The organism is Streptomyces sp. NPDC093089 (assembly GCF_044754405.1).
Lineage (GTDB): Bacteria > Actinomycetota > Actinomycetes > Streptomycetales > Streptomycetaceae > Streptomyces.
In genome coordinates this window covers 178,888-197,166 of the sequence record NZ_JBIVPA010000011.1, presented here as the reverse complement: position 1 = coordinate 197,166, position 18,279 = coordinate 178,888, and the positions used below count along the sequence as shown (strand labels likewise).

General features: G+C 73.8%; 15 protein-coding genes. 10 read left to right on the top strand and 5 right to left on the bottom strand.

All coding sequences use genetic code 11. The annotated features are described in order from the left end of the window. The first annotated feature begins 220 nt into the window (after nucleotides 1-220). Both ACIQFX_RS26110 and ACIQFX_RS26105 read left to right on the top strand, forming a co-directional pair. Nucleotides 221-2,200: a galactose oxidase-like domain-containing protein gene (locus tag ACIQFX_RS26110; protein WP_402467889.1), complete on the top strand. Its 1,980-nt coding sequence runs from the start codon at nucleotides 221-223 to the stop codon at nucleotides 2,198-2,200. 316 nt (nucleotides 2,201-2,516) lie between these two features. Then, entirely contained in the window at nucleotides 2,517-4,100 is a 1,584-nt protein-coding gene (locus tag ACIQFX_RS26105) for an NCS1 family nucleobase:cation symporter-1 (protein WP_402467886.1), read from the top strand. Here ACIQFX_RS26105 and ACIQFX_RS26100 read toward each other — a convergent pair. Next, a complete protein-coding gene (locus tag ACIQFX_RS26100; RefSeq protein ID WP_402467884.1) occupies nucleotides 4,054-4,863 on the bottom strand; it encodes a serine protease in 810 nt (269 codons plus the stop codon). The two genes, ACIQFX_RS26105 and ACIQFX_RS26100, sit on opposite strands and share 47 nt — an antisense overlap. A 223-nt stretch (nucleotides 4,864-5,086) precedes the next feature. Here ACIQFX_RS26100 and ACIQFX_RS26095 point away from each other — a divergent pair, with 223 nt between their 5' ends. The 6 genes from ACIQFX_RS26095 (at nucleotide 5,087) to ACIQFX_RS26070 (ending at nucleotide 10,942) form a co-directional block, all read left to right on the top strand. Continuing rightward, nucleotides 5,087-5,923 carry an inositol monophosphatase family protein gene (locus tag ACIQFX_RS26095; protein WP_402467881.1) on the top strand — a complete coding sequence of 279 codons (837 nt, stop codon included), beginning with the start codon at nucleotides 5,087-5,089 and terminating at the stop codon, nucleotides 5,921-5,923. 64 nt (nucleotides 5,924-5,987) lie between these two features. Beyond that, a complete protein-coding gene (locus tag ACIQFX_RS26090) occupies nucleotides 5,988-7,409 on the top strand; it encodes a phytoene desaturase family protein (RefSeq protein ID WP_402467878.1) in 1,422 nt (473 codons plus the stop codon). A gap of 9 nt (nucleotides 7,410-7,418) precedes the next feature. Then, nucleotides 7,419-8,039, top strand: a complete 621-nt coding sequence (locus ACIQFX_RS26085) for an L-threonylcarbamoyladenylate synthase (RefSeq protein ID WP_402467876.1) — start codon at nucleotides 7,419-7,421, stop codon at nucleotides 8,037-8,039. 84 nt (nucleotides 8,040-8,123) lie between these two features. Then, nucleotides 8,124-8,846 carry a DUF4232 domain-containing protein gene (locus tag ACIQFX_RS26080; protein ID WP_402467873.1) on the top strand — a complete coding sequence of 241 codons (723 nt, stop codon included), beginning with the start codon at nucleotides 8,124-8,126 and terminating at the stop codon, nucleotides 8,844-8,846. A 98-nt stretch (nucleotides 8,847-8,944) separates the two neighbouring features. Then, nucleotides 8,945-10,432: an AlkA N-terminal domain-containing protein gene (locus ACIQFX_RS26075; RefSeq protein WP_402467871.1), complete on the top strand. Its 1,488-nt coding sequence runs from the start codon at nucleotides 8,945-8,947 to the stop codon at nucleotides 10,430-10,432. Nucleotides 10,433-10,438: 6 nt separating this feature from the next. Beyond that, entirely contained in the window at nucleotides 10,439-10,942 is a 504-nt protein-coding gene (locus ACIQFX_RS26070) for a methylated-DNA--[protein]-cysteine S-methyltransferase (protein WP_402467869.1), read from the top strand. 199 nt (nucleotides 10,943-11,141) lie between these two features. Here the strand turns inward: ACIQFX_RS26070 and ACIQFX_RS26065 are convergent, their stop codons facing one another. Then, nucleotides 11,142-11,861, bottom strand: a complete 720-nt coding sequence (locus tag ACIQFX_RS26065) for an SIR2 family NAD-dependent protein deacylase (RefSeq protein ID WP_402467866.1) — start codon at nucleotides 11,859-11,861, stop codon at nucleotides 11,142-11,144. 64 nt (nucleotides 11,862-11,925) lie between these two features. Here ACIQFX_RS26065 and ACIQFX_RS26060 point away from each other — a divergent pair, with 64 nt between their 5' ends. Further along, nucleotides 11,926-12,129 (top strand): type II toxin-antitoxin system VapB family antitoxin, encoded by a 204-nt coding sequence (locus ACIQFX_RS26060; protein WP_402467863.1) that lies wholly within the window; start codon nucleotides 11,926-11,928, stop codon nucleotides 12,127-12,129. Nucleotides 12,130-12,328: 199 nt separating this feature from the next. Here the strand turns inward: ACIQFX_RS26060 and ACIQFX_RS26055 are convergent, their stop codons facing one another. Next, nucleotides 12,329-13,396 (bottom strand): ADP-ribosylglycohydrolase family protein, encoded by a 1,068-nt coding sequence (locus tag ACIQFX_RS26055; protein ID WP_402467860.1) that lies wholly within the window; start codon nucleotides 13,394-13,396, stop codon nucleotides 12,329-12,331. Nucleotide 13,397: 1 nt separating this feature from the next. After that, complete coding sequence (locus ACIQFX_RS26050) at nucleotides 13,398-15,074, bottom strand: BCCT family transporter (RefSeq protein WP_402467857.1); 1,677 nt, start codon at nucleotides 15,072-15,074, stop codon at nucleotides 13,398-13,400. A 112-nt stretch (nucleotides 15,075-15,186) separates the two neighbouring features. Between ACIQFX_RS26050 and ACIQFX_RS26045 the strand changes: the two genes are divergently transcribed. Further along, nucleotides 15,187-16,338: a glycerate kinase gene (locus tag ACIQFX_RS26045; RefSeq protein ID WP_402467854.1), complete on the top strand. Its 1,152-nt coding sequence runs from the start codon at nucleotides 15,187-15,189 to the stop codon at nucleotides 16,336-16,338. Nucleotides 16,339-16,892: 554 nt separating this feature from the next. Here ACIQFX_RS26045 and ACIQFX_RS26040 read toward each other — a convergent pair. After that, nucleotides 16,893-18,095 (bottom strand): PucR family transcriptional regulator, encoded by a 1,203-nt coding sequence (locus tag ACIQFX_RS26040; RefSeq protein WP_402467851.1) that lies wholly within the window; start codon nucleotides 18,093-18,095, stop codon nucleotides 16,893-16,895. Nucleotides 18,096-18,279 lie beyond the last annotated feature (184 nt).

The window sequence follows — 18,279 nt, the reverse complement described above, 5'->3', positions numbered from 1 at the left end:
TTTCCATAAACGTGCTGGTCGGGGGGCGCGTGAGGCGCGGCGGGGCGCATTCGGCGCTCGGGATCACCCGCCTGCATGTCTCGGGGTGACAGCCGAGCAACCCGCCGGAAAGCTGAAGCCTGCCACTCTGAGTGAACAGCTGGCAGTCCTGGCGCAGCCCGCTCCCGACACGTCCCCGGCCGGTGGCCGGTGCGCCCACACCTCCGCGGCAAGGAGTCCCATGTCCCGCAGTAGTCCGCCCCGGCCCGTCCGCCGACGGCTCGCCACGGCCGTCTCCGTCTGCGCCGCCACCGCGATGGCCGCGTCCATGGCCCTGGCGTCGGCAGGCCCCGTACTCGCCCACAACGGTCACGACGAGGGGGGCGATTCCTTTCCCTCCGGCCCCGCCTCCCGGGCGGCGACCGCACCGGTCACCGTCGACCCCGACGAGGCGGCGACGCTCGGCAAGGAGCACGCCGAGGAGCACGCCCGCACGAGGAAGGCACTGGCCGGCGTCGGCGAGTACCCGCAGACCACCCGTACAGAGCGGCTCAAGGCACTGACCGCCTCTCAGGAGAAGGCCAACGCGGGCTTCGACGCAGCCGAGTTCGGCCGGTTCCGCGAGTACTTCCAGTCCCCCGACTTCGCGGCCCATATCGCGCTGCTGCCGACCGGCAAGGTTCTGCTGTTCTCCTTCGAGCGGATCGAGGTCAACCCGCAGAAGGAGCCGGCCCCCACCGACACCATCGGCAAGGAGAACGCCGGCCGCGCCTGGATCTGGGACCCCGCAAAGGGAACCGGCCCCGGCGCGTTCTCCGAGAAGAAGCCGCCGGTCATCAACATGCCCGACGGCAAGAACGAACCCCGCCCGGCCCCGTTCTTCTGCGCCGGCCATTCCTACCTGCCCAACGGCATGCTCGGCGTCTTCGGCGGCAACCTCGGCGGCAACGGAGGCTCCGGCGCCAAGCTGTCCCTGGTCTTCGACCCCTGGACGGAGGAGTGGTACCTGAACAAGGACATGTCCGTCGGCCGGTGGTACCCGTCCGTCGTCACCGGCGCCGACGGACGTCAGCTGATCATGTCCGGCCAGTCGGAGCTCGGCTGGGGCACCCCCACCCCGGTCGTCGAGCGCTTCCCCGCCGCGGCCCACCCCGTGCCCGTCGACAAGACGGTCAAGCCGATCGGCTGGGGGGTGGACAAGCTCACCACCGAAGCCCCGTTCAAGTGGGACTACCCGCACCTGTTCTCGCTGCGCGACGGGAAGATCTACGGACTCGGCCGCTCCGTGGACCAGCAATGGCTCTTCGACACCGCCGCCGACACCAAGACCGACCTGCCGAACCGCCCGGACACCAACAAGGACAAGCCCGGCCCTGACGGCGGCGAGTGGAGGCGCAACTACGGCTCCGCGGTCCCCCTGCCGGCCGGCTTCAGGGGCCCCGACTCGGTCCTGGTCCTGGGCGGCGACCGCAACGACCCGAACACCTACCGTCTGGCCGGCGGAAAGTGGAACACCGAGAAGCCCCGCGCCTTCGGCCGTACCCAGGACGACACCCTGCTCCTGCCGAACGGCAACCTGCTCACCGTCAACGGCGCCTTCGACATCCGCGACTACGGCAACGGACCGTACAACCCCAACGCCGACCTGAAGTACCGCCAGGTCGAACTGCGCGACGAGAACGGCGACTGGAAGCTCGGCCCCGTCCAGCGGCTGCCGCGCGGCTACCACTCCAACGCCGTGGTCCTCCCGGACGGCCGCGTCATGATCACGGGCGATGAGCTCCAGCAGCTCGCCAACGACCCCGACATCACCGACGACAACAACGGCAGCATCGAGATCTACGAGCCGGCCTACCTCCACCAGGGCAGCCGCCCCGCGCTCGGCCTGATCTTCAACCCCAGCGTCGGCTACAACGAGAAGATCACGGTCAGCACCAGTACACCCGGCGACGTCACCCGCGCCGTACTGCTGGCCCCGACCACCGCGACCCACTCGATCAACACCAGTCAGCGCCACCTCGAACTGCGCATCAAGAGCCGCGGCGGCAACTTCCTGGAGCTTCAGGCCCCACCGGGCGCCGCTGCAGCGCCGCCCGGCCACTACATGCTCTTCCTCCTCAACGAGGAGGGCGCACCGAGCAAGGCCGGCTGGGTCCAGCTCAAGCCCCCGACGGCCACGACCACGGGTGCCACCGCCACCAAGGGGAAGGCCGACGACTGACACCCGTCGCCTTCCCGGGGTGAGCCCCCAGCCGGTCGCAGGGACACGGCTGGGGGCTCACCGCCGACCGGGCCTCGATGATGACGGCGAGCGGCCCGGACCCGTCATCGAGCAGAAGTTCACCGGTCGCGCCGGGCACGGCGCCTTCACACCCTCCCGCCCTTCCGGCACGTCGCTCCGGTACCCGTCAGAAAGTCGTGACGACCGCTGGAGCGGCCGGTCTTGACGGTCCAGTCGCCCGGGACGAAACTCCGCACATCCAAGAACCCCACGCCCGCACGGCCTCGTTCCGTCCCCGAACGAAGGGTTCCGCCCCATGACCGCGACCGATTCCTCCGGAAGACCCGGAGACCCCGGAACTCCCGCCGGAACGCCCGGCGCGTACGACGTCCACGACGGCCGCGTCGAGCTCGCGCCCGGCAGCACCCCCGACGACCCCCGCTTCGTCAACGACGACCTGCTCCCGGTCCCCGTCGCGGAGCGCCGGTGGACCACCTACAACTTCGCCGCCCTCTGGGTCGGCATGGCCCACAACATCCCGTCCTGGATGCTCGCCTCCGGTCTCGTCGCCCTCGGCATGGACTGGAAGCAGGCCGTCCTCACCATCGCCCTCGCCAACGTCGTCGTCCTGCTCCCGATGCTGCTCACCGGACACGCCGGGCCCAAGTACGGCATCCCGTTCCCGGTCCTCGCCCGCGCCTCCTTCGGGCTGCGCGGAGCCAACCTGCCCGCGCTCGTCCGCGCCGGCGTCGCCTGCGCCTGGTTCGGCATCCAGACCTGGATCGGCGGCCAGGGCGTCTTCGTCCTGTTCGACAAGGTCCTCGGCGTGCTCTTCGGCACCGGCTGGGCGGACGCGTCGCGGATCGGCGGCCAGCCCTGGACCCTCTGGCTCTGCTTCGTCCTCTTCTGGGCGCTCGAACTCGCCATCATCTACCGGGGGATGGAGGCGCTGCGCCGCTTCGAGAACTGGGCCGCGCCGTTCGTCATCGTCGGCGCGCTCGCCCTTCTCGGGTGGATCACGGCCAAGGCGGGCGGTCTCGGACCGCTCCTCGACCAGCCGTCCGCGCTCGGCTGGGGCGCCGACTTCTGGCCCGTCTTCTTCCCCGCCCTCATGGGCATGATCGCCTTCTGGTCGACCCTCAGCCTCAACATCCCGGACTTCACCCGCTTCGGCGCCGGGCAGCGCTCCCAAGTCCTCGGCCAGAGCCTCGGGTTGCCCACCACGATGACGCTCTTCGCGCTGCTCTCGGTGCTCGTCACCTCCGGCTCGCAGGCCGTGTACGGGGCGCCCGTCTGGGACCCGGTGGCGCTCGCCGCCCAGACCGACAGCGTCTTCGGGCTCCTCTTCGCCCTGGTGACCGTCCTCGTCGCCACCCTGTCGGTGAACATCGCGGCGAACGTCGTCTCCCCGGCGTACGACCTCGCCAACCTGGCGCCGAAACGGGTGAACTTCCGCACGGGCGCGCTGATCACCGGCGTCGTGGGCGTCGTCATCATGCCGTGGAAGCTCACCGCCACCCCCGAGCTGTACATCTTCACCTGGCTCGGTCTCGTCGGCGGGCTCCTCGGCACGGTCGCCGGCATCCTCATCGCCGACTACTGGCTGGTCCGCCGCACGGCCCTCGACCTCGCGGGCCTCTACCGCCCCGACGGCCCCTACTGGTACCGGGGCGGCTGGAACCCGGCGGCCGTCCTCGCCTTCGCGGTCGGCGGCGTCCTCGCCGTCGGCGGCTCCCACTCGGCCCCCGGCGCCGGCCCCTTCCCCGAGGACGGCCTCATCCCCTTCCTCAAGCCCCTCGCCGACTACGGCTGGGCCGTCGGCCTCGCCGCCTCCCTGCTCCTCCACACCGTCCTCATGAGGCGCGGGGGAGCCTCCCGGTCGTCCGCTCGATCCAGCTGAGGTACGACCAGACCCGGGTGTTCACCGCCGGGGTCTCGGTCGCGCACCCCTTCCCGTACGACACGAGGCCGATCAGGTACGGCTTCCGCGCGACCGCGTGCACCAGCGGTCCGCCGGAGTCGTACTGGCACGTGTCCCGCCCGGGGGCGTACGTGCACAGCTGCGACGGGGCCACCTGCGGCATACCCCTCGTCCCGCACACCGGGTTGCTCATCGTGTCCAGGGTCACCGTCCGCAGCACCGCCGACGGCCGTCCCCCGAACGACGTGGTGCCCCAGCCGGGGGCCTCCACCCGCGTGTGGTCGAACGCCCCCCGCTCGAACGAGTACGGGAGCGCGATCGGCCGCACGTCCCGGTCGAACGCGACCGGCTCGGCCAGCCGCACCAGCGCGATGTCGTTCCGCTGGCTCTCCGGGTCGTAGTCCGGATGCACGACCATCCGCGCGGTCGCCGCCATCACCGCGTTCGGACTGTCCTCCCGCACCGTCAGGTCGTGCTCGCCGAGCAGCACCCCCACCCGGTCCGTGCTGCTGTACGACCCCGTCACACAGTGCGCCGCCGTGACCACCCACCGCTCCCCGATCAGGGCCCCGCCGCACATCACCCGCCGCTCCTCCAGGTCCACGAGACCCGCCATGAACGGATACTGGTGCGGCCTCGCCTCCTCCCCTCCCACGATCCCCGCCGCAGGCCCCGTGCCCAGCGCCCCCAGCGCCGCGACCGCCCCCGCCACCGCGCCCGTCACCTTCCGCGCCCAGCTCATGAACCCTCCGACCCGTCGACGACGTCTTCCCGGACCCCGGCACTGCGGAGACGTTTCCTCTCCCCGTCCCGCGTCCGCCCCGGCCCGTCGGCTCGTCAACGATCACGGCGGACACCGGTCACGGACGGTCGACGCCCGACCCGGCCGCGAGGCAGCCTGCGGGGAAACGGAGGGTGGCGGGCGCGACGTTCCGGATGTCAGGGGCGCGTGCTTAGCTGGGGGCATGATCGGAGACTTCCTGGGGCACGTCCTCGACGGTGGTACGGGCGAGGTGGAGGAGGCGGTGCGCAAGGCGGCCGCCGCCGAGATCATGCCGCGGTTCCGGCAGCTCGGCGCGGACGAGATCATCGAGAAGAACGGGCCGCACGACCTGGTCACGGTGGCCGACCGGGCCGCCGAGGCGCACCTCACCGCCTCCCTGACCGCGCTGCTGCCGGGCTCCGTCGTGGTGGGCGAGGAGGCCGTGCACGCCGACCCGACCGTCTGCGAGGCGCTGCGCGGCGACGCCCCGGTGTGGATCGTCGACCCCGTCGACGGGACCCGCCAGTTCGTCAACGGCGACCCCGCGTTCTGCACGCTCGTCGCCCTCGCACGACACGGCGATGTCCTGGCGTCGTGGACCTTCGCACCGGCCCTGGAGGAGATGGCCGTCGCGGTCCGCGGCCGCGGGGCCACCCTCGACGGGCGGCCGCTGCGCTCCGGATCGCCGCTGCCCGGCGCGATCGTCGAGGTCGCCACCTCGCACCCGGACTACAGCAGCCCCGAGCAGAAGCGCGCGCTGCTCTCCCTGGACACGGAGGGCGTGCGCCGCCGCCCGTGCGGCTCCGCCGGGCTCGAGTACCTCGCGGTGGCGCGGGGCGACCTCGACGCCACCGCGTTCGGATGGGAGTACGCCTGGGACCACGCGGCCGGACTGCTCCTGGTCGCCGAGGCGGGCGGCACGGACACCACGATCACGGGGGAGCGCTTCCGCGTCGCCGGCGGCAACGCGCTGCCGTTCACCGCCGCCAGGGACGCGGCGACGGCGGAGCGGATCCGGAGACTCCTCGGGGGGCGGTGAGCCCGGCCGGGCCACCGGCCTATCCTGGGGAGCCTTGGCCATCGGCTGACGAAGGAGTTCGAAGGTGACGAACGGGACGTCGGTGCTCGATGTGGTCGTCGTGGGGGCGGGGCCCAACGGACTCACCGCCGCCGTCGAGTTGGCCCGGCGGGGCTTCTCCACGGCCGTCTTCGAGGCCGAGCCGACCATCGGCGGCGGGGCCAGGACCGAGGAGCTGACGCTCCCCGGCTTCCGCCACGACCCCTGCTCCGCCGTGCACCCCCTGGGAGCCGGCTCGCCCGTCTTCGGGACGATGCCGCTGGACCGGTACGGCCTGGAGTGGCTCCACCCCGAACTGCCCATGGCCCACCCCTGGGACGACGGCACCGCCGCCGTCCTCGCCCGCTCCGTCGCCGAGACCGCCGCCTCCTTCGGGCCGCGCGACGCCGGGGCCTACCGCAGGCTCGTCGCCCCCTTCCTCGGCAAGTGGGACACCCTGGCCCGGGACTTCATGCAGTTGCCGCTCACCGCGCTGCCCCGCGACCCCGTCACCCTCGCCCGCTTCGGCCTCGCCGGCCTGCCCCCGTCCACCTGGCTGATGCGAAGGTTCCAGGACGAGAAGGCCCCCGCCCTGTTCGCCGGGCTGGTCGGCCACGTCATCGCCCCGCTCGGCGGCCTCGCCACCGGCGCCGTCGGCCTGGTCTTCGCGCTCGCCGCGCACGCGGGCGGCTGGCCCATGCCCCGGGGCGGTTCGCAGTCGATCTCGGACGCCCTCGCCGCGTACCTCAAGGACCTCGGCGGCGCCGTCCACACCGACTTCGAGGTCAAGCGCCTCGACGACCTGCCGCCGGCCCGCGCCTACGTCTTCGACACCTCGCCGACCGCCCTCGCCCGGATCGCCGGCTTCGGCGGCCACTACGACCACTACCGCTACGGCGCGAGCGTCTTCAAGATCGACTACGCCCTGGACGGCCCGGTGCCGTGGACCGCGGACGAGGCCCGGCGCGCGGGCACCGTCCAGATCGGCCCCACCGCGGGCGAGATCGACACCGCCCTGCGCGCGGCGTCCTCCGGCACCGCACCCGACGCCCCCTTCCTCATCACCGCGCAGCCCAGCCTCGTCGACCCGTCCCGCGCCCCCGAGGGCAAGCACGTCTTCTGGGCGTACGGGCACGTCCCCCACGACTGGCGCGGCGACCTCACCGAGGCGATCGAGCGCCAGATCGAACGCTTCGCCCCCGGCTTCCGCGACCGCGTCCTGGCCCGCGCCACCGCCGGCCCGCCCGAACTCGCCGCCCGCAACGCCAACTACGTCGGCGGCGACATCGCCTGCGGCGCCGCCCGAGGCCTCCAGCTCCTGCTGCGCCCCACCCTCTCCGCGCGCCCCTACAACACCCCGCACCCGGCGGTGTTCCTCTGCTCCTCCGCCACACCGCCCGGCCCCGGCGTGCACGGCATGTCCGGCCACAACGCGGCGAAGGCCGTCTGGCGCCGGCTGCGAAAATAGACTGCCCCCATGGCCAAGTACTTCGACGTCCACCCCGACAACCCCCAGCACCGCACGATCGCCGCGGTCGCCGACAGCATCCGGAACGGAGCGCTCGTCGCCTACCCGACCGACTCCTGCTACGCGCTCGGCAGCCGGCTCGGCAGCCGGGACGGCATCAGCCGCATCCGGGCGATCCGCGACCTCGACGACCGGCACCACTTCACGCTGATGTGCCAGAACTTCGCCCAGCTGGGCCAGCTCGTGCAGATCGACAACGACGTGTTCCGCGCGGTCAAGGCGGCAACCCCCGGGGCGTACACCTTCATCCTGCCCGCCACCAAGGAGGTGCCGCGCCAGCTGCTGCACCCCAAGAAGAAGACGGTCGGCGTCCGCATCCCCGACCACGTCGTCACCCAGGCGCTCCTCGCCGAACTCGGCGAGCCGCTCCTCTCCAGCACCCTGCTCCTGCCCGACGAGGCCGAACCGCTCACCCAGGGCTGGGAGATCAAGGAGCGCCTCGACCACCAGGTCGACGCGGTCCTCGACTCCGGCGAATGCGGAACCGAACCGACCACCGTCGTCGACTTCTCCAGTGGCGAGCCCGAGATCGTGCGCCGCGGGGCGGGAGACACCACGCGGTTCGAGTAGGACGGCGCGCCGACCGGCCGGGCCGCGTCCCGGCGTGTGATCCTGTGCCGTTCCGACACGGCACCACAACGGGGGAGTTCCACCATGTCAAGGCGTCGCCCTCGCACGTCCGCCCTGTCCGCCGCCGCGCTCGTCTGCGGCCTCGCCCTGACGGGCTGCTCGGGCGGCACGACCTCGGGTTCGGCGAGCGGCGGCTCGACCCCCGGCACCACCTCGGCCCCGGCGCCCTCCGCCCCGGACGCCGCCGGCGGCCCGTCGTCGGACGGCTCGTCGTCGACCGGCGGTACGGCGACCGGCGGCTCCTCCGGCTCGGGGAGCACGGGCGGCTCGGGCGGCACGGGCGGCACGGCCTCCGGCGGCACCGCGACCGAGTCCGACGCCCCGGCGGCGTCCGGGCCCTGCCGCACGGCCGGACTCGGCTTCGCGATCGCGCCCGGCAGCGGCGCCCAGGCCGTCGGCGAACAGGGCGCGGTCGTCGTCGAGCTCACCAACAAGAGCGGCGCCCCCTGCACCCTCAAGGGCTACCCCGGCGTCGACCTCGTCGGCGACACCACCTGGTCGCTCCCCCGCCAGACCTCCCAGACGCCCCGCCCGGTCACGCTGAAGCCCGGGGCCACGACGACCTTCACTGTCACCTACCAGTCGTACGAAGAGGGCTCCGGCGTCGAGCTCACCCCGAAGCGGCTCGTCGTCACCCCGCCCGGCGAAACCCGCTCGACCACGCTGACCTGGGACTTCTCCTCGGTGCTGCTCCAGGACGGAGCCACCCACCCCGGCTCGTACGTCGGACCCGTCGGCGGCAACTGACCCGGCCGCGCCGGTCCCGGCGCCCGGTCCGCGCGAGGGCGGACGGCCATGTCGTTTTCTCGCCAGCCCGCGTCCCGCCCGTCCCCGATCCTGGAACCATGCACACCGACACCGAGCGCTGCGTACGGGCCGTCCAGTCGAAGGACGCCCGCTTCGACGGCGTGTTCTTCACCGCCGTCCGCACCACCCGGATCTACTGCCGGCCCAGCTGCCCGGGCGTCCCGCCCAAGCCCGAGAACATGGAGTTCCACCCCAGCGCCGCCTCCTGCCAGCGCGCCGGCTTCCGGGCCTGCAAGCGCTGCCGGCCCGACACCAGCCCCGGCTCGCCCCACTGGAACGTCCGGGCCGACGCCGTCGCCCGCGCCATGCGGCTCATCCAGGACGGCGTCGTCGACCGGGAAGGCGTCCCCGGGCTCGCCCGGCACCTCGGCTGGTCCACCCGCCAGATCGAACGCCAGCTCCTCGCCGAACTGGGCGCCGGCCCCCTCGCCCTGGCCCGCGCCCAGCGCGCCCAGACCGCCCGGGTGCTCATCGAGACCACCCCGATGCCCCTGGGAGAGGTCGCCTTCGCGGCCGGCTTCTCCTCCATCCGCACCTTCAACGACACCGTCCGCCAGGTCTTCGCCCTCACCCCCGGCGAACTCCGCGCCCGCGCCATCCGCCGCTCACCGGCCGGGCCGCCCCCCACCCCCGGGACGATCAGCCTCAGACTGCCGTTCCGCGCCCCGCTGGAGCCCTCCAACCTCTTCGGCCACCTCGCCGCCACCGCCGTCCCCGGCGTCGAGGAATGGCGCGGCGGCGCCTACCGCAGGACGCTGAGCCTCCCGTACGGACACGGCATCGTCGCCCTCGCCCCCCGCCCCGACCACATCGCCTGCCGGCTCTCCCTGACCGACCCGCGCGACCTCGCCCACGCGATCAGCCGCTGCCGCCGGCTCCTCGACCTCGACGCCGACCCCGTCGCCGTCGACGAACGGCTGCGCACCGACCCGCTGCTCGCGCCCCTCGTCGACAAGGCGCCGGGCCGCCGGGTGCCCGGCAGCGTCGACCCCGCCGAGTTCGCCGTCCGGGCCGTCCTCGGCCAGCAGGTCTCCACCGCCGCCGCCCGCACCCACGCCGCCCGGCTCGTCACCGCGCACGGCGTCCCCGTCGACGACCCCGAGGGCGGCCTCACCCACCTGTTCCCGAGCCCCGAGGCGCTCGCCGCCCTCGACCCCGACAGCCTCGCCCTGCCGCGCAGCCGCCGCACCACCCTCCTCACCCTGGTCGGGGCCCTCGCCGACGGCTCGCTCACCCTCGGCCCCGCCGACGACCGCGAGGAGGCCCGCGCCCGGCTGCTCGCCCTGCCCGGCTTCGGCCCCTGGACCACCGAGATCATCGCCATGCGGGCCCTCGGCGACCCCGACGCCTTCCTCCCCGGCGACCTCGGTGTCCGCCGCGCCGCCGAGGGACTCGGCCTGCCCGGCACCCCGGCCGCCCTCACCGCCCGCGCCGCGCACTGGCGCCCCTGGCGCGCCTACGCCGTCCAGTACCTCTGGGCGACCGACGACCACCCGATCAACCACCTGCCCCACGAAGGACACTGAACCGCCATGGCCCCCTCCGTCCGGCACACCGTCGTCGACAGTCCCTACGACGCGCTGACGCTCGTCGCCGTCGACGGCGTCCTCAGCCGCGTCCACATGACCGACCAGCGCCACCGTCCGCCCGAGGAGACCTTCGGCGAACCCGACCCGCGCCCCTTCACCGAGGCGGTCCGCCAGCTCGACGCCTACTTCGCCGGCGAACTGACCGCGTTCGACCTGCCGTTGAACCTCGTCGGCACCCCGTTCCAGCTCCGGGTCTGGGACCAGCTGCTCCGCATCCCCTACGGCGAGACCCGCACCTACGGCGAACTCGCCGAGGAACTCGGCAACCCCGGCTCCTCCCGGGCCGTCGGCCTCGCCAACGGCAAGAACCCCGTCAGCATCATCGTCCCCTGCCACCGCGTGATCGGCGCCGGCGGCAGCCTCACCGGCTACGGCGGCGGCCTCGACCGCAAGCAGCGCCTCCTCGCCTTCGAGTCGGGCGCGGCGGAACCCGACGTCCTGTTCTAGTGCTGTGGCCGGAAGGGTTCACCGCCTCACGACGCCCGGCGCGGCACCCCGCCGCGTTGTCGGACCGCGCAAGCAGTCCGGTACGAGCCGGGGCCCTCCGCCTTGCGACGCGTCCCCTCGGCCCTGGCGGGCCTGGGGAGGCCCCGTGCACCGGACGCCGCGAACCGGCGGACCTTTCCGGCCACAGCACTAGCCGCGGCTACCGGAGCCGGTCGAGCAGCGCGGGCAGCGCCGTGCCGATCGGCTCGCGGACGACTTCGTCGGCGACGGGGTCGTACGGGGTGGGCTCGGCGTTCACGATGATCAGCCGGGCGCCGTGCTCGGCCGCGATCCCCGCGAGGGAAGCGGCCGGCTGGACCTGCAGGCTGCTGCCGACCGCGACGAACACCTGGGCGGCCTTGGCGATCGACATCGCCCGGCCGAGGACCTCCGGATCGAGCCTCTGCCCGAACATCACCGTCGCCGACTTCAGGATCCCGTCGCACACCCGGCACGCCGGGTCGTCCTCACCGGCCCGCACCCGGTCGAGCGCCTCCGCCATCGACGAACGGGCGTGGCACCCCGTGCACACCACCGACCGCGCCGAGCCGTGGAGTTCGAGCACCTTCCGCTCGGGCACCCCGGCGGCCTGGTGCAGTCCGTCCACGTTCTGCGTGATCACCCGCAGCGCGTTGCCGCTGCTCCGCTCGTACGCCGCGAGGGCGCGGTGCGCCACGTTCGGCTCGGCCCTCAGGACCGGACCGTCGAGTCGCATGCGCCACGAGCGGCGGCGGATCTCGGGGTCGGCCATGTACGGCCCGTAGGTGACGAGCCGCTCGGCCTCGGGGTCCCGTCGCCAGACGCCGTTCGGCCCCCGGTAGTCGGGGATGCCCGAGTCCGTCGAGATACCGGCTCCGCTGAGAATCGCCACCATCGTCATACGACCGACCCTAGGCACGGGAATCCGCCCCCGCGAACGGGTTTCCGGGTGTTAGGTTCCCGCCATGGCCAAGGTGAACATCGCGCTCGATGCCGAACTCGTCGTGGAAGTCATGGTCCTGGCCGGAATCGGCAACCCCCAGGACGCCGTCGAAGCCGTCGTGCGCGACTACATCGCCCGCGGCCACCGCACCGAGGCCAGGGCCGTCAGCCGCGACGAGGCCCACCGCACCGGCGAGGTCGTCCCGCCGGAACCCCCGCAGGGCTGAGCGCCGGTGCCGGACGCGTCCGACCGGCGCGCCCGCCTGGTGATCGGCGGGTGCTTCTGGATCCTCGTGGCGGTCCTCGTCCTGATCGTCGGTGTTTTGCCGCTCTTCTCCGCGGCCGTGTCGTCCATGGTCCGCCCCGTGGACCCGAAGCCGACCACCACCGAACCGGCCGCCACCGACCGGACCGCCGCCCCTCCTGTCACGCGGGAGGCGCGGCCAACCGCAGGGTCCGCCGGGCCAGTTCACTGATCCGGACGCCGTCGAAGCCGAACACCGCGCTGCGCACCCGGTCCCGCAGCGGCTCCGACCACTGCGGCGGGATCGCGGCCGCCCCGCACATCACCCCCGCCACCGAACCCGCCGTCGCCCCGTTGGAGTCCGTGTCCAGGCCGCCCCGCACGGTCAGCGCGATCGTGCGGGTGAAGTCCCCTTCCCCGTACAGGAGTCCGGCGGTGAGCACGGCCGCGTTCGGGACGACGTGGATCCAGCCGAGCCCCGCCGTGCGCTCCGCGAGCTCGCCGAGCGCCGCGGACCAGTCGAGGCCCGACTCGTGCAGCGCGATCGTCCCGCGGACCGTACGGGCGAGCCGGCTGCTCGCCGGCACCTGGGCCAGCCCCGCCTCCAGGGCCGACCGGACGTCCGGCGCCGTGAAGGCCGCCGCGATCACGGCCGCCGCCCACATCGCCCCGTACACGCCGTTCCCGGTGTGCGAGAGGACCGCGTCCCGGCGGGCGAGCGAGGCCGCCCGGCGCGGGTCGCCCGGGCACGTCCAGCCGTAGACGTCGGCCCGGATCAGCGCACCGATCCACTCCTGGTGGGGATTGTCGTACGTGGCCGACAGCGGCGGCCGCAGCCCGTTCACGAGGTTCCGGTACGCGGCCCGCTCCGCCGTGAACGTCTGGAGGTACGGCAGCCGCAGCAGCCACTCCTCGCCGAGCTGCTCGGTCGTGAACGCGAACCCGCGGGTCTCCAGGACGTGCAGCCCGAGGACCGACCAGTCGACGTCGTCGTCCCGGCAGCTCCCGTCGACCCCGCCGCGCACGCACACCGGCCACTCGGGCCGCAGCTCGAACCCGGTCGCCCCCGGCGGCGGAGGCGGCAGGTAGTCCGTCAGCGGCAGCGCGTCCGTCAACCGCAGGTACGCGTCGATGTGCTCACGCGTCCAGTGGTCACCCCGCTCCACCGGCTTGCCGAGCATGTTCCCGGCGATCCGGCCCGTCCAGCCGCCCAGGATCCGGTCCGCGAGTCCTTCGTACGCCCCGGGCACCTCAGGCCCCGCCCTCGGGACGCCCCGCGTCCGCCCCGGCCCGGCGCGGCGGGTCCTGACGGCCGCCGCCGGCCCGCTCCGTCATCGCCTCGCCGACCAGCGTCCGCACCGCGTCCCGCAACCCGTGCAGGGCCTGGTGCCGGGCCGGACCCGCCCCCGGGTCCTCGCGCAGCTCCTTCAGGAGGGCGAAGCACAGCACCAGCATCACCACCACGAACGGCAGCGCCACCAGGATCGTCGCCGTCTGCAACGAGCCCAGACCGCCCACCACCAGCAGCACCGCCGCCACCGCCGCCATCAGGACACCCCAGGTCACCACCAGCCACGTCGGGGGATTCAGCGAACCGCGGCTCGTCAGCGAGCCCATCACCAGCGAGGCGGAGTCGGCGCTGGTGATGAAGTACGTCATCACCAGCAGCATCGCGACCACCGAGGTGACCGTGCCGATCGGCAGCGCCTCCAGCATCGCGAACAGCGAGGCCTCCACCCCGTCTCCCACCGCCGTCGCCAGGTCGGCCGCGCCCGTCGACTGCAGCCGGATCGCCGTACCACCCATCACGCAGAACCACACCACCGTCGCCCCCGACGGCACGAGCAGCACCCCCGTCAGGAACTCCCTGATCGTCCGGCCGCGCGAGATCCGGGCGATGAAGGTGCCGACGAACGGCGCCCACGACAGCCACCACGCCCAGTAGAAGATCGTCCACGTCCCCAGCCAGGCACGGTCCGTGAACGCGCCCGTACGGCTCGCCATCGGCAGCAGCTGGTGGAGGTAGCCGCCGACGGACGCCGGGACGGTGTCCAGGATGTACACGGTCGGGCCGAGCAGGAAGACGAAGACCATCAGGCAGGCCGCGAGCACGATGTTCATCGTGGACAGCCACTTCACGCCCTTGTGGAGCCCCGAGAACGCCGACAGGACGAAGGCCGCCGACAGCGCCACGATGACGACCAGCTGGGTCGTCGTCGAGTTCTCCACGTCCATGGTCAGGTTCAGCCCCTCGGCCACCTGCAGCGCGCCGAGCCCCAGACTCGTCGCCGTACCGAACACCGTCGCGAACACCGCGAGCAGATCGATCGCCTTCCCCTGCCACCCGTCCGCCCGCCGCACCCCCATCAGCGGCACGAACGCCGAGCTCAGCCGGTTCCCGCGGCCTTTGCGGAAGCCCGCGTACGCCAGCGCGAGCCCCGCGATGCCGTAGATCGCCCACGGCGTCAGCGTCCAGTGGAAGAACGAGTACTCCAGCGCCGTACGGGCCGCCGCACCCGACTCCGCCGGCACACCGCTCGCCGGCGGCGGGCTCAGGAAGTGCTGCAGCGGCTCCCCGACCCCGTAGAACATCAGACCGATTCCCATGCCGGCGCTGAACATCATCGCGATCCACGCCAGGTTCGTGAACTCCGGCTCCGAGTCGTCCGCACCCAGCCTGATCCGCCCGAACCGGCTCAACGCGATCACCACGCACAGCACCAGGAAGGTGTCCGCGGCGACCACGAAGAGCCAGGCGAAGTTCGACAGGACCCACCTCAGCGCCGTGGAGGACGCGCTGTCGAACGATTCCTCGCCCAGCGCCGCCCAGGCCACCGCCGCCACCACCGCCGCCACCCCGATCCCGATGACCCTGCCATCGGGCGCGTGCCGCTCGCGCGGGGCCCGTTCGATCGGTTCCGTACTCATGCGACCCCACTATGGTGCGGAATATCCCCTCATCAGGGGGTGGCACGCCGTCTGGCGGTACGGATAGGGTCGGCCTCGGCGCGACTGCACGTTCGAAAGCAAGGGATGCAAGGTGACGGACGGAGCAGCAACTCAGGTCGCTCACGTGCTCGTGGCGGCCGACAAGTTCAAGGGCTCGCTCACGGCCGTGCAGGTCGCGGAGCGGGTCACCGCAGGACTCCGACGGGTCCTCCCCGACCTCACGGTGGAGACCCTGCCCGTCGCCGACGGCGGCGACGGCACCGTCGCGGCGGCCGTGGCGGCCGGATTCGAACGCCGAGAGGTGCCCGTCACGGGACCCCTCGGCGAGCCCGTCGTCGCGGCCTACGCGCTGCGCGGCACCACCGCGGTCGTCGAGATGGCGGAGGCCTCCGGCCTCCAGCTCCTCCCTGCCGGGGTCTTCGCCCCGCTCACCGCCACGACCTACGGCTCCGGCGAGCTCCTCCGGGCCGCCCTCGACGCGGGCGCCACCACCATCGTCTTCGGCGTCGGCGGCAGCGCCACCACCGACGGCGGCGCCGGCATGCTCGCCGCGCTCGGCGCCCGCCTCCTCGACGCGGCCGGCGAGCCCGTCGGCCCCGGCGGCGCGGCGCTCGCCGACCTCGCCACCGCCGACCTCGGCGGCCTCGACCCCCGCTTCGCGGACATCGACCTCATCCTCGCCAGCGACGTCGACAACCCGCTCACCGGACCCAAGGGCGCCCCCGCCGTCTACGGCCCCCAGAAGGGCGCCACCCCCGACGACGTCCGCACCCTCGACGCGGCCCTCGCCCACTTCGCCACCGTCCTCGAGAAGGCCATCGGCCCCAAGGCCGCCGAAGCCGCCCTCGCCCCCGGCGCCGGCGGCGCCGGCGGCATCGGCTACGGCGCCCTCATCCTCGGCGCGAGCTTCCGCCCCGGCATCGAGCTCATGCTCGACGTCCTCGGCTTCGCCCCCGCCCTCGAGCGCGCCACCCTCGTCATCACCGGCGAAGGCTCCCTCGACGAACAGACCCTCCACGGCAAGGCCCCCGCCGGCGTCGCCGCCGCCGCGCGTGCCGCCGGCAAGGAAGTCGTCGCCGTCTGCGGCCGCCTCGCCCTCCCCCCGGAGGCCCTCGGCGCCGCCGGCATCCGCCGCGCCTACCCCCTCACCGCCCTCGAGCCCGACACCGCCAAGTGCATCGCCAACGCGGGCCCCCTCCTCGAATCCACCGCCACCGCCATCGCCCACGACTTCCTCTCCTAACCCCCCACCCGAGCCGGGCCGCGCCCCCGCACCCCACTGGACGCCTCCCGTCCCGCCCCCGCCCGAGCCGGGCCGCGCCCCCGCACCCTGCTGGGTGCGTCCCGCCCCCGCCCGAGCCGGGCCGCGCCCCCGCACCCCGCTGGGTGCGTCCCGCCCCCGCCCGAGCCGGGCCGCGCCCCCGCACCCCGCTGGGTGCGTCCCGCCCCCGCCCGGGTCGGCGGGCGCCACCCTCCGTCTCGGGTCGGCGGGCATCACCCTCCGTCTCGGGCCCCACGCCCACCACCCACGGTGCGGGCCCGCGCCCGCCGCGCCAGCCCGCGCCCGGCGGCCCTCGCACCCACGTTGGCCCTGGCGCCCCACTGCCCGTGCGGGCCCGTGCCCGCCGCCCTGGCCCGCCGTGCGGGCTGCGCCCCCCCGCCTCGTGCGGGCTGCGCCCGCCCCGGCGGGACGGATGCCCACGACGGGGGTGGCGGGCGCGGGGCTGGGTGCCGCCCCGGCGCGGGGAAGGCCCGGGACGGGGTGGGCCGGGTGGAGGGGGCCGCCGCACGGCGGGGTTATGGGGGCGGGGCGGTGAGGCGGAAGGCGTCGAGGGCGAGGGTCATCTCCGTGAGGTCCCGCGGGCGGGAGAGGGAGCGGGACGTGAGTTGTTCCAGTCGGCGGAGGCGGTTGAAGACGGTGTTGCGGTGGCAGTAGAGCCGCCCGGCCGCCCGCCCGGCGGAGCCTTCGCAGTCGAGCCACGTGTCGAGGGTTTCGAGGAGGACCGCCCGGTCGGCGGGGTCGAGTTCGAGGAGCGCGCCGAGGACGTCGGAGACGAGGAGGTGGGCCATGTCGGGCTGGGAGACGACGAGGGCGGCCGACATGCGGCGGTCGAGGCGGACGATGGCGCGGCTGCCGGGCGGGCAGGTGCGGAGCGCGAGCTCGGCGAGCCGCCGGGCGCGGCCGAGTTCGGTGAGGCCGAGGACGACGGGGCTGATGCCGCCGGGGCCGGGGCAGCGGCCGTCGAGGAGTTCGGTCAGCGCGTCGAGGCCGGTGTCGCCGGCGAGCGCGACGACGCCGAGTTCGCAGTCGGCCCCCATGCGCCAGAGGAAGCGGACGCCTTCGCCCTGGACCTGCCGGTGGAAGGGTTCGCGTTCCTCGCGGCGGTCGTAGCGGAGGACGACGACCGCGTACCGGCCCTGTTCGGGGAGGTCGAGGCCGGCCGCGGCGCGTGAGACGAGTTCGGGGGAGCGCTGGCCCTGGAGGAGGGCGTCGAGGAGGGCTTTGAGCTGTTCGTCGGTGCGGCGGCGGAGTTCGAGTTCGGCGGACCGGTAGGCCTCGGACGCGGTGTCGGCCTGGGCGTCCACGGCGGACCACACCGTGGTGGCGGACTGCATGAGCGCGGCGAGCTGCCTCGTGTCGGTTCCGGCGCTTTCGATGAGCGCGTCCCACACCAGGTGTCCGGCGTGCCGGTAGGCGTGGACGACGAGTTCCAGGGGCATGCCCTGGGCGGCCCGCCGCCGGCCCATCTCGTCGGCGTGTTCGAGGTCGCGCCGGGGCGAGTCGCGGGGGGCCGCGATCATCTCGATCCCGATCTGCATGGCCTCCTGGGCCTCTTGCCAGTGCTGGTCGTACGGGAGGATCCGCCCGTAGGCGGGTTCGTACGCGTGGAGTTCCCGTAGATGCTCGTCCACCAGTTCCGGTACCCGTTCCAGAAGTGCCGCGCACGCCTGGGCGAGCACCTTCCAGTCGTCACCGGTCCGCCGTCTGCGCCGTCCCATGCCGGGAGGATCCACTGCCCGGGCCCCCGGGCACAGCCCTGACGCGCAGCGTTGTGCGCATGCACAGCCCTTCGCCGTGCCCGCTGGTCACCGGCAGCGTTTCGGCCGCGGGGCGTGGACGGGCGGTCGGGGGCGGTGCTGGGGTGAGCGCCACTGCACGGCCGGTGACCAGGGCGGCCGGGGA

Coding starts and splice junctions, on each gene's coding strand:
- ACIQFX_RS26110 (WP_402467889.1), top strand. CDS start 221: ATGTCCCGCAGTAGTCCGCCCCGGCCCGTCCGCCGACGGCTCGCCACG.
- ACIQFX_RS26105 (WP_402467886.1), top strand. CDS start 2,517: ATGACCGCGACCGATTCCTCCGGAAGACCCGGAGACCCCGGAACTCCC.
- ACIQFX_RS26100 (WP_402467884.1), bottom strand. CDS start 4,863: ATGAGCTGGGCGCGGAAGGTGACGGGCGCGGTGGCGGGGGCGGTCGCG.
- ACIQFX_RS26095 (WP_402467881.1), top strand. CDS start 5,087: ATGATCGGAGACTTCCTGGGGCACGTCCTCGACGGTGGTACGGGCGAG.
- ACIQFX_RS26085 (WP_402467876.1), top strand. CDS start 7,419: ATGGCCAAGTACTTCGACGTCCACCCCGACAACCCCCAGCACCGCACG.
- ACIQFX_RS26080 (WP_402467873.1), top strand. CDS start 8,124: ATGTCAAGGCGTCGCCCTCGCACGTCCGCCCTGTCCGCCGCCGCGCTC.
- ACIQFX_RS26075 (WP_402467871.1), top strand. CDS start 8,945: ATGCACACCGACACCGAGCGCTGCGTACGGGCCGTCCAGTCGAAGGAC.
- ACIQFX_RS26070 (WP_402467869.1), top strand. CDS start 10,439: ATGGCCCCCTCCGTCCGGCACACCGTCGTCGACAGTCCCTACGACGCG.
- ACIQFX_RS26065 (WP_402467866.1), bottom strand. CDS start 11,861: ATGACGATGGTGGCGATTCTCAGCGGAGCCGGTATCTCGACGGACTCG.
- ACIQFX_RS26060 (WP_402467863.1), top strand. CDS start 11,926: ATGGCCAAGGTGAACATCGCGCTCGATGCCGAACTCGTCGTGGAAGTC.
- ACIQFX_RS26050 (WP_402467857.1), bottom strand. CDS start 15,074: ATGAGTACGGAACCGATCGAACGGGCCCCGCGCGAGCGGCACGCGCCC.
- ACIQFX_RS26040 (WP_402467851.1), bottom strand. CDS start 18,095: ATGGGACGGCGCAGACGGCGGACCGGTGACGACTGGAAGGTGCTCGCC.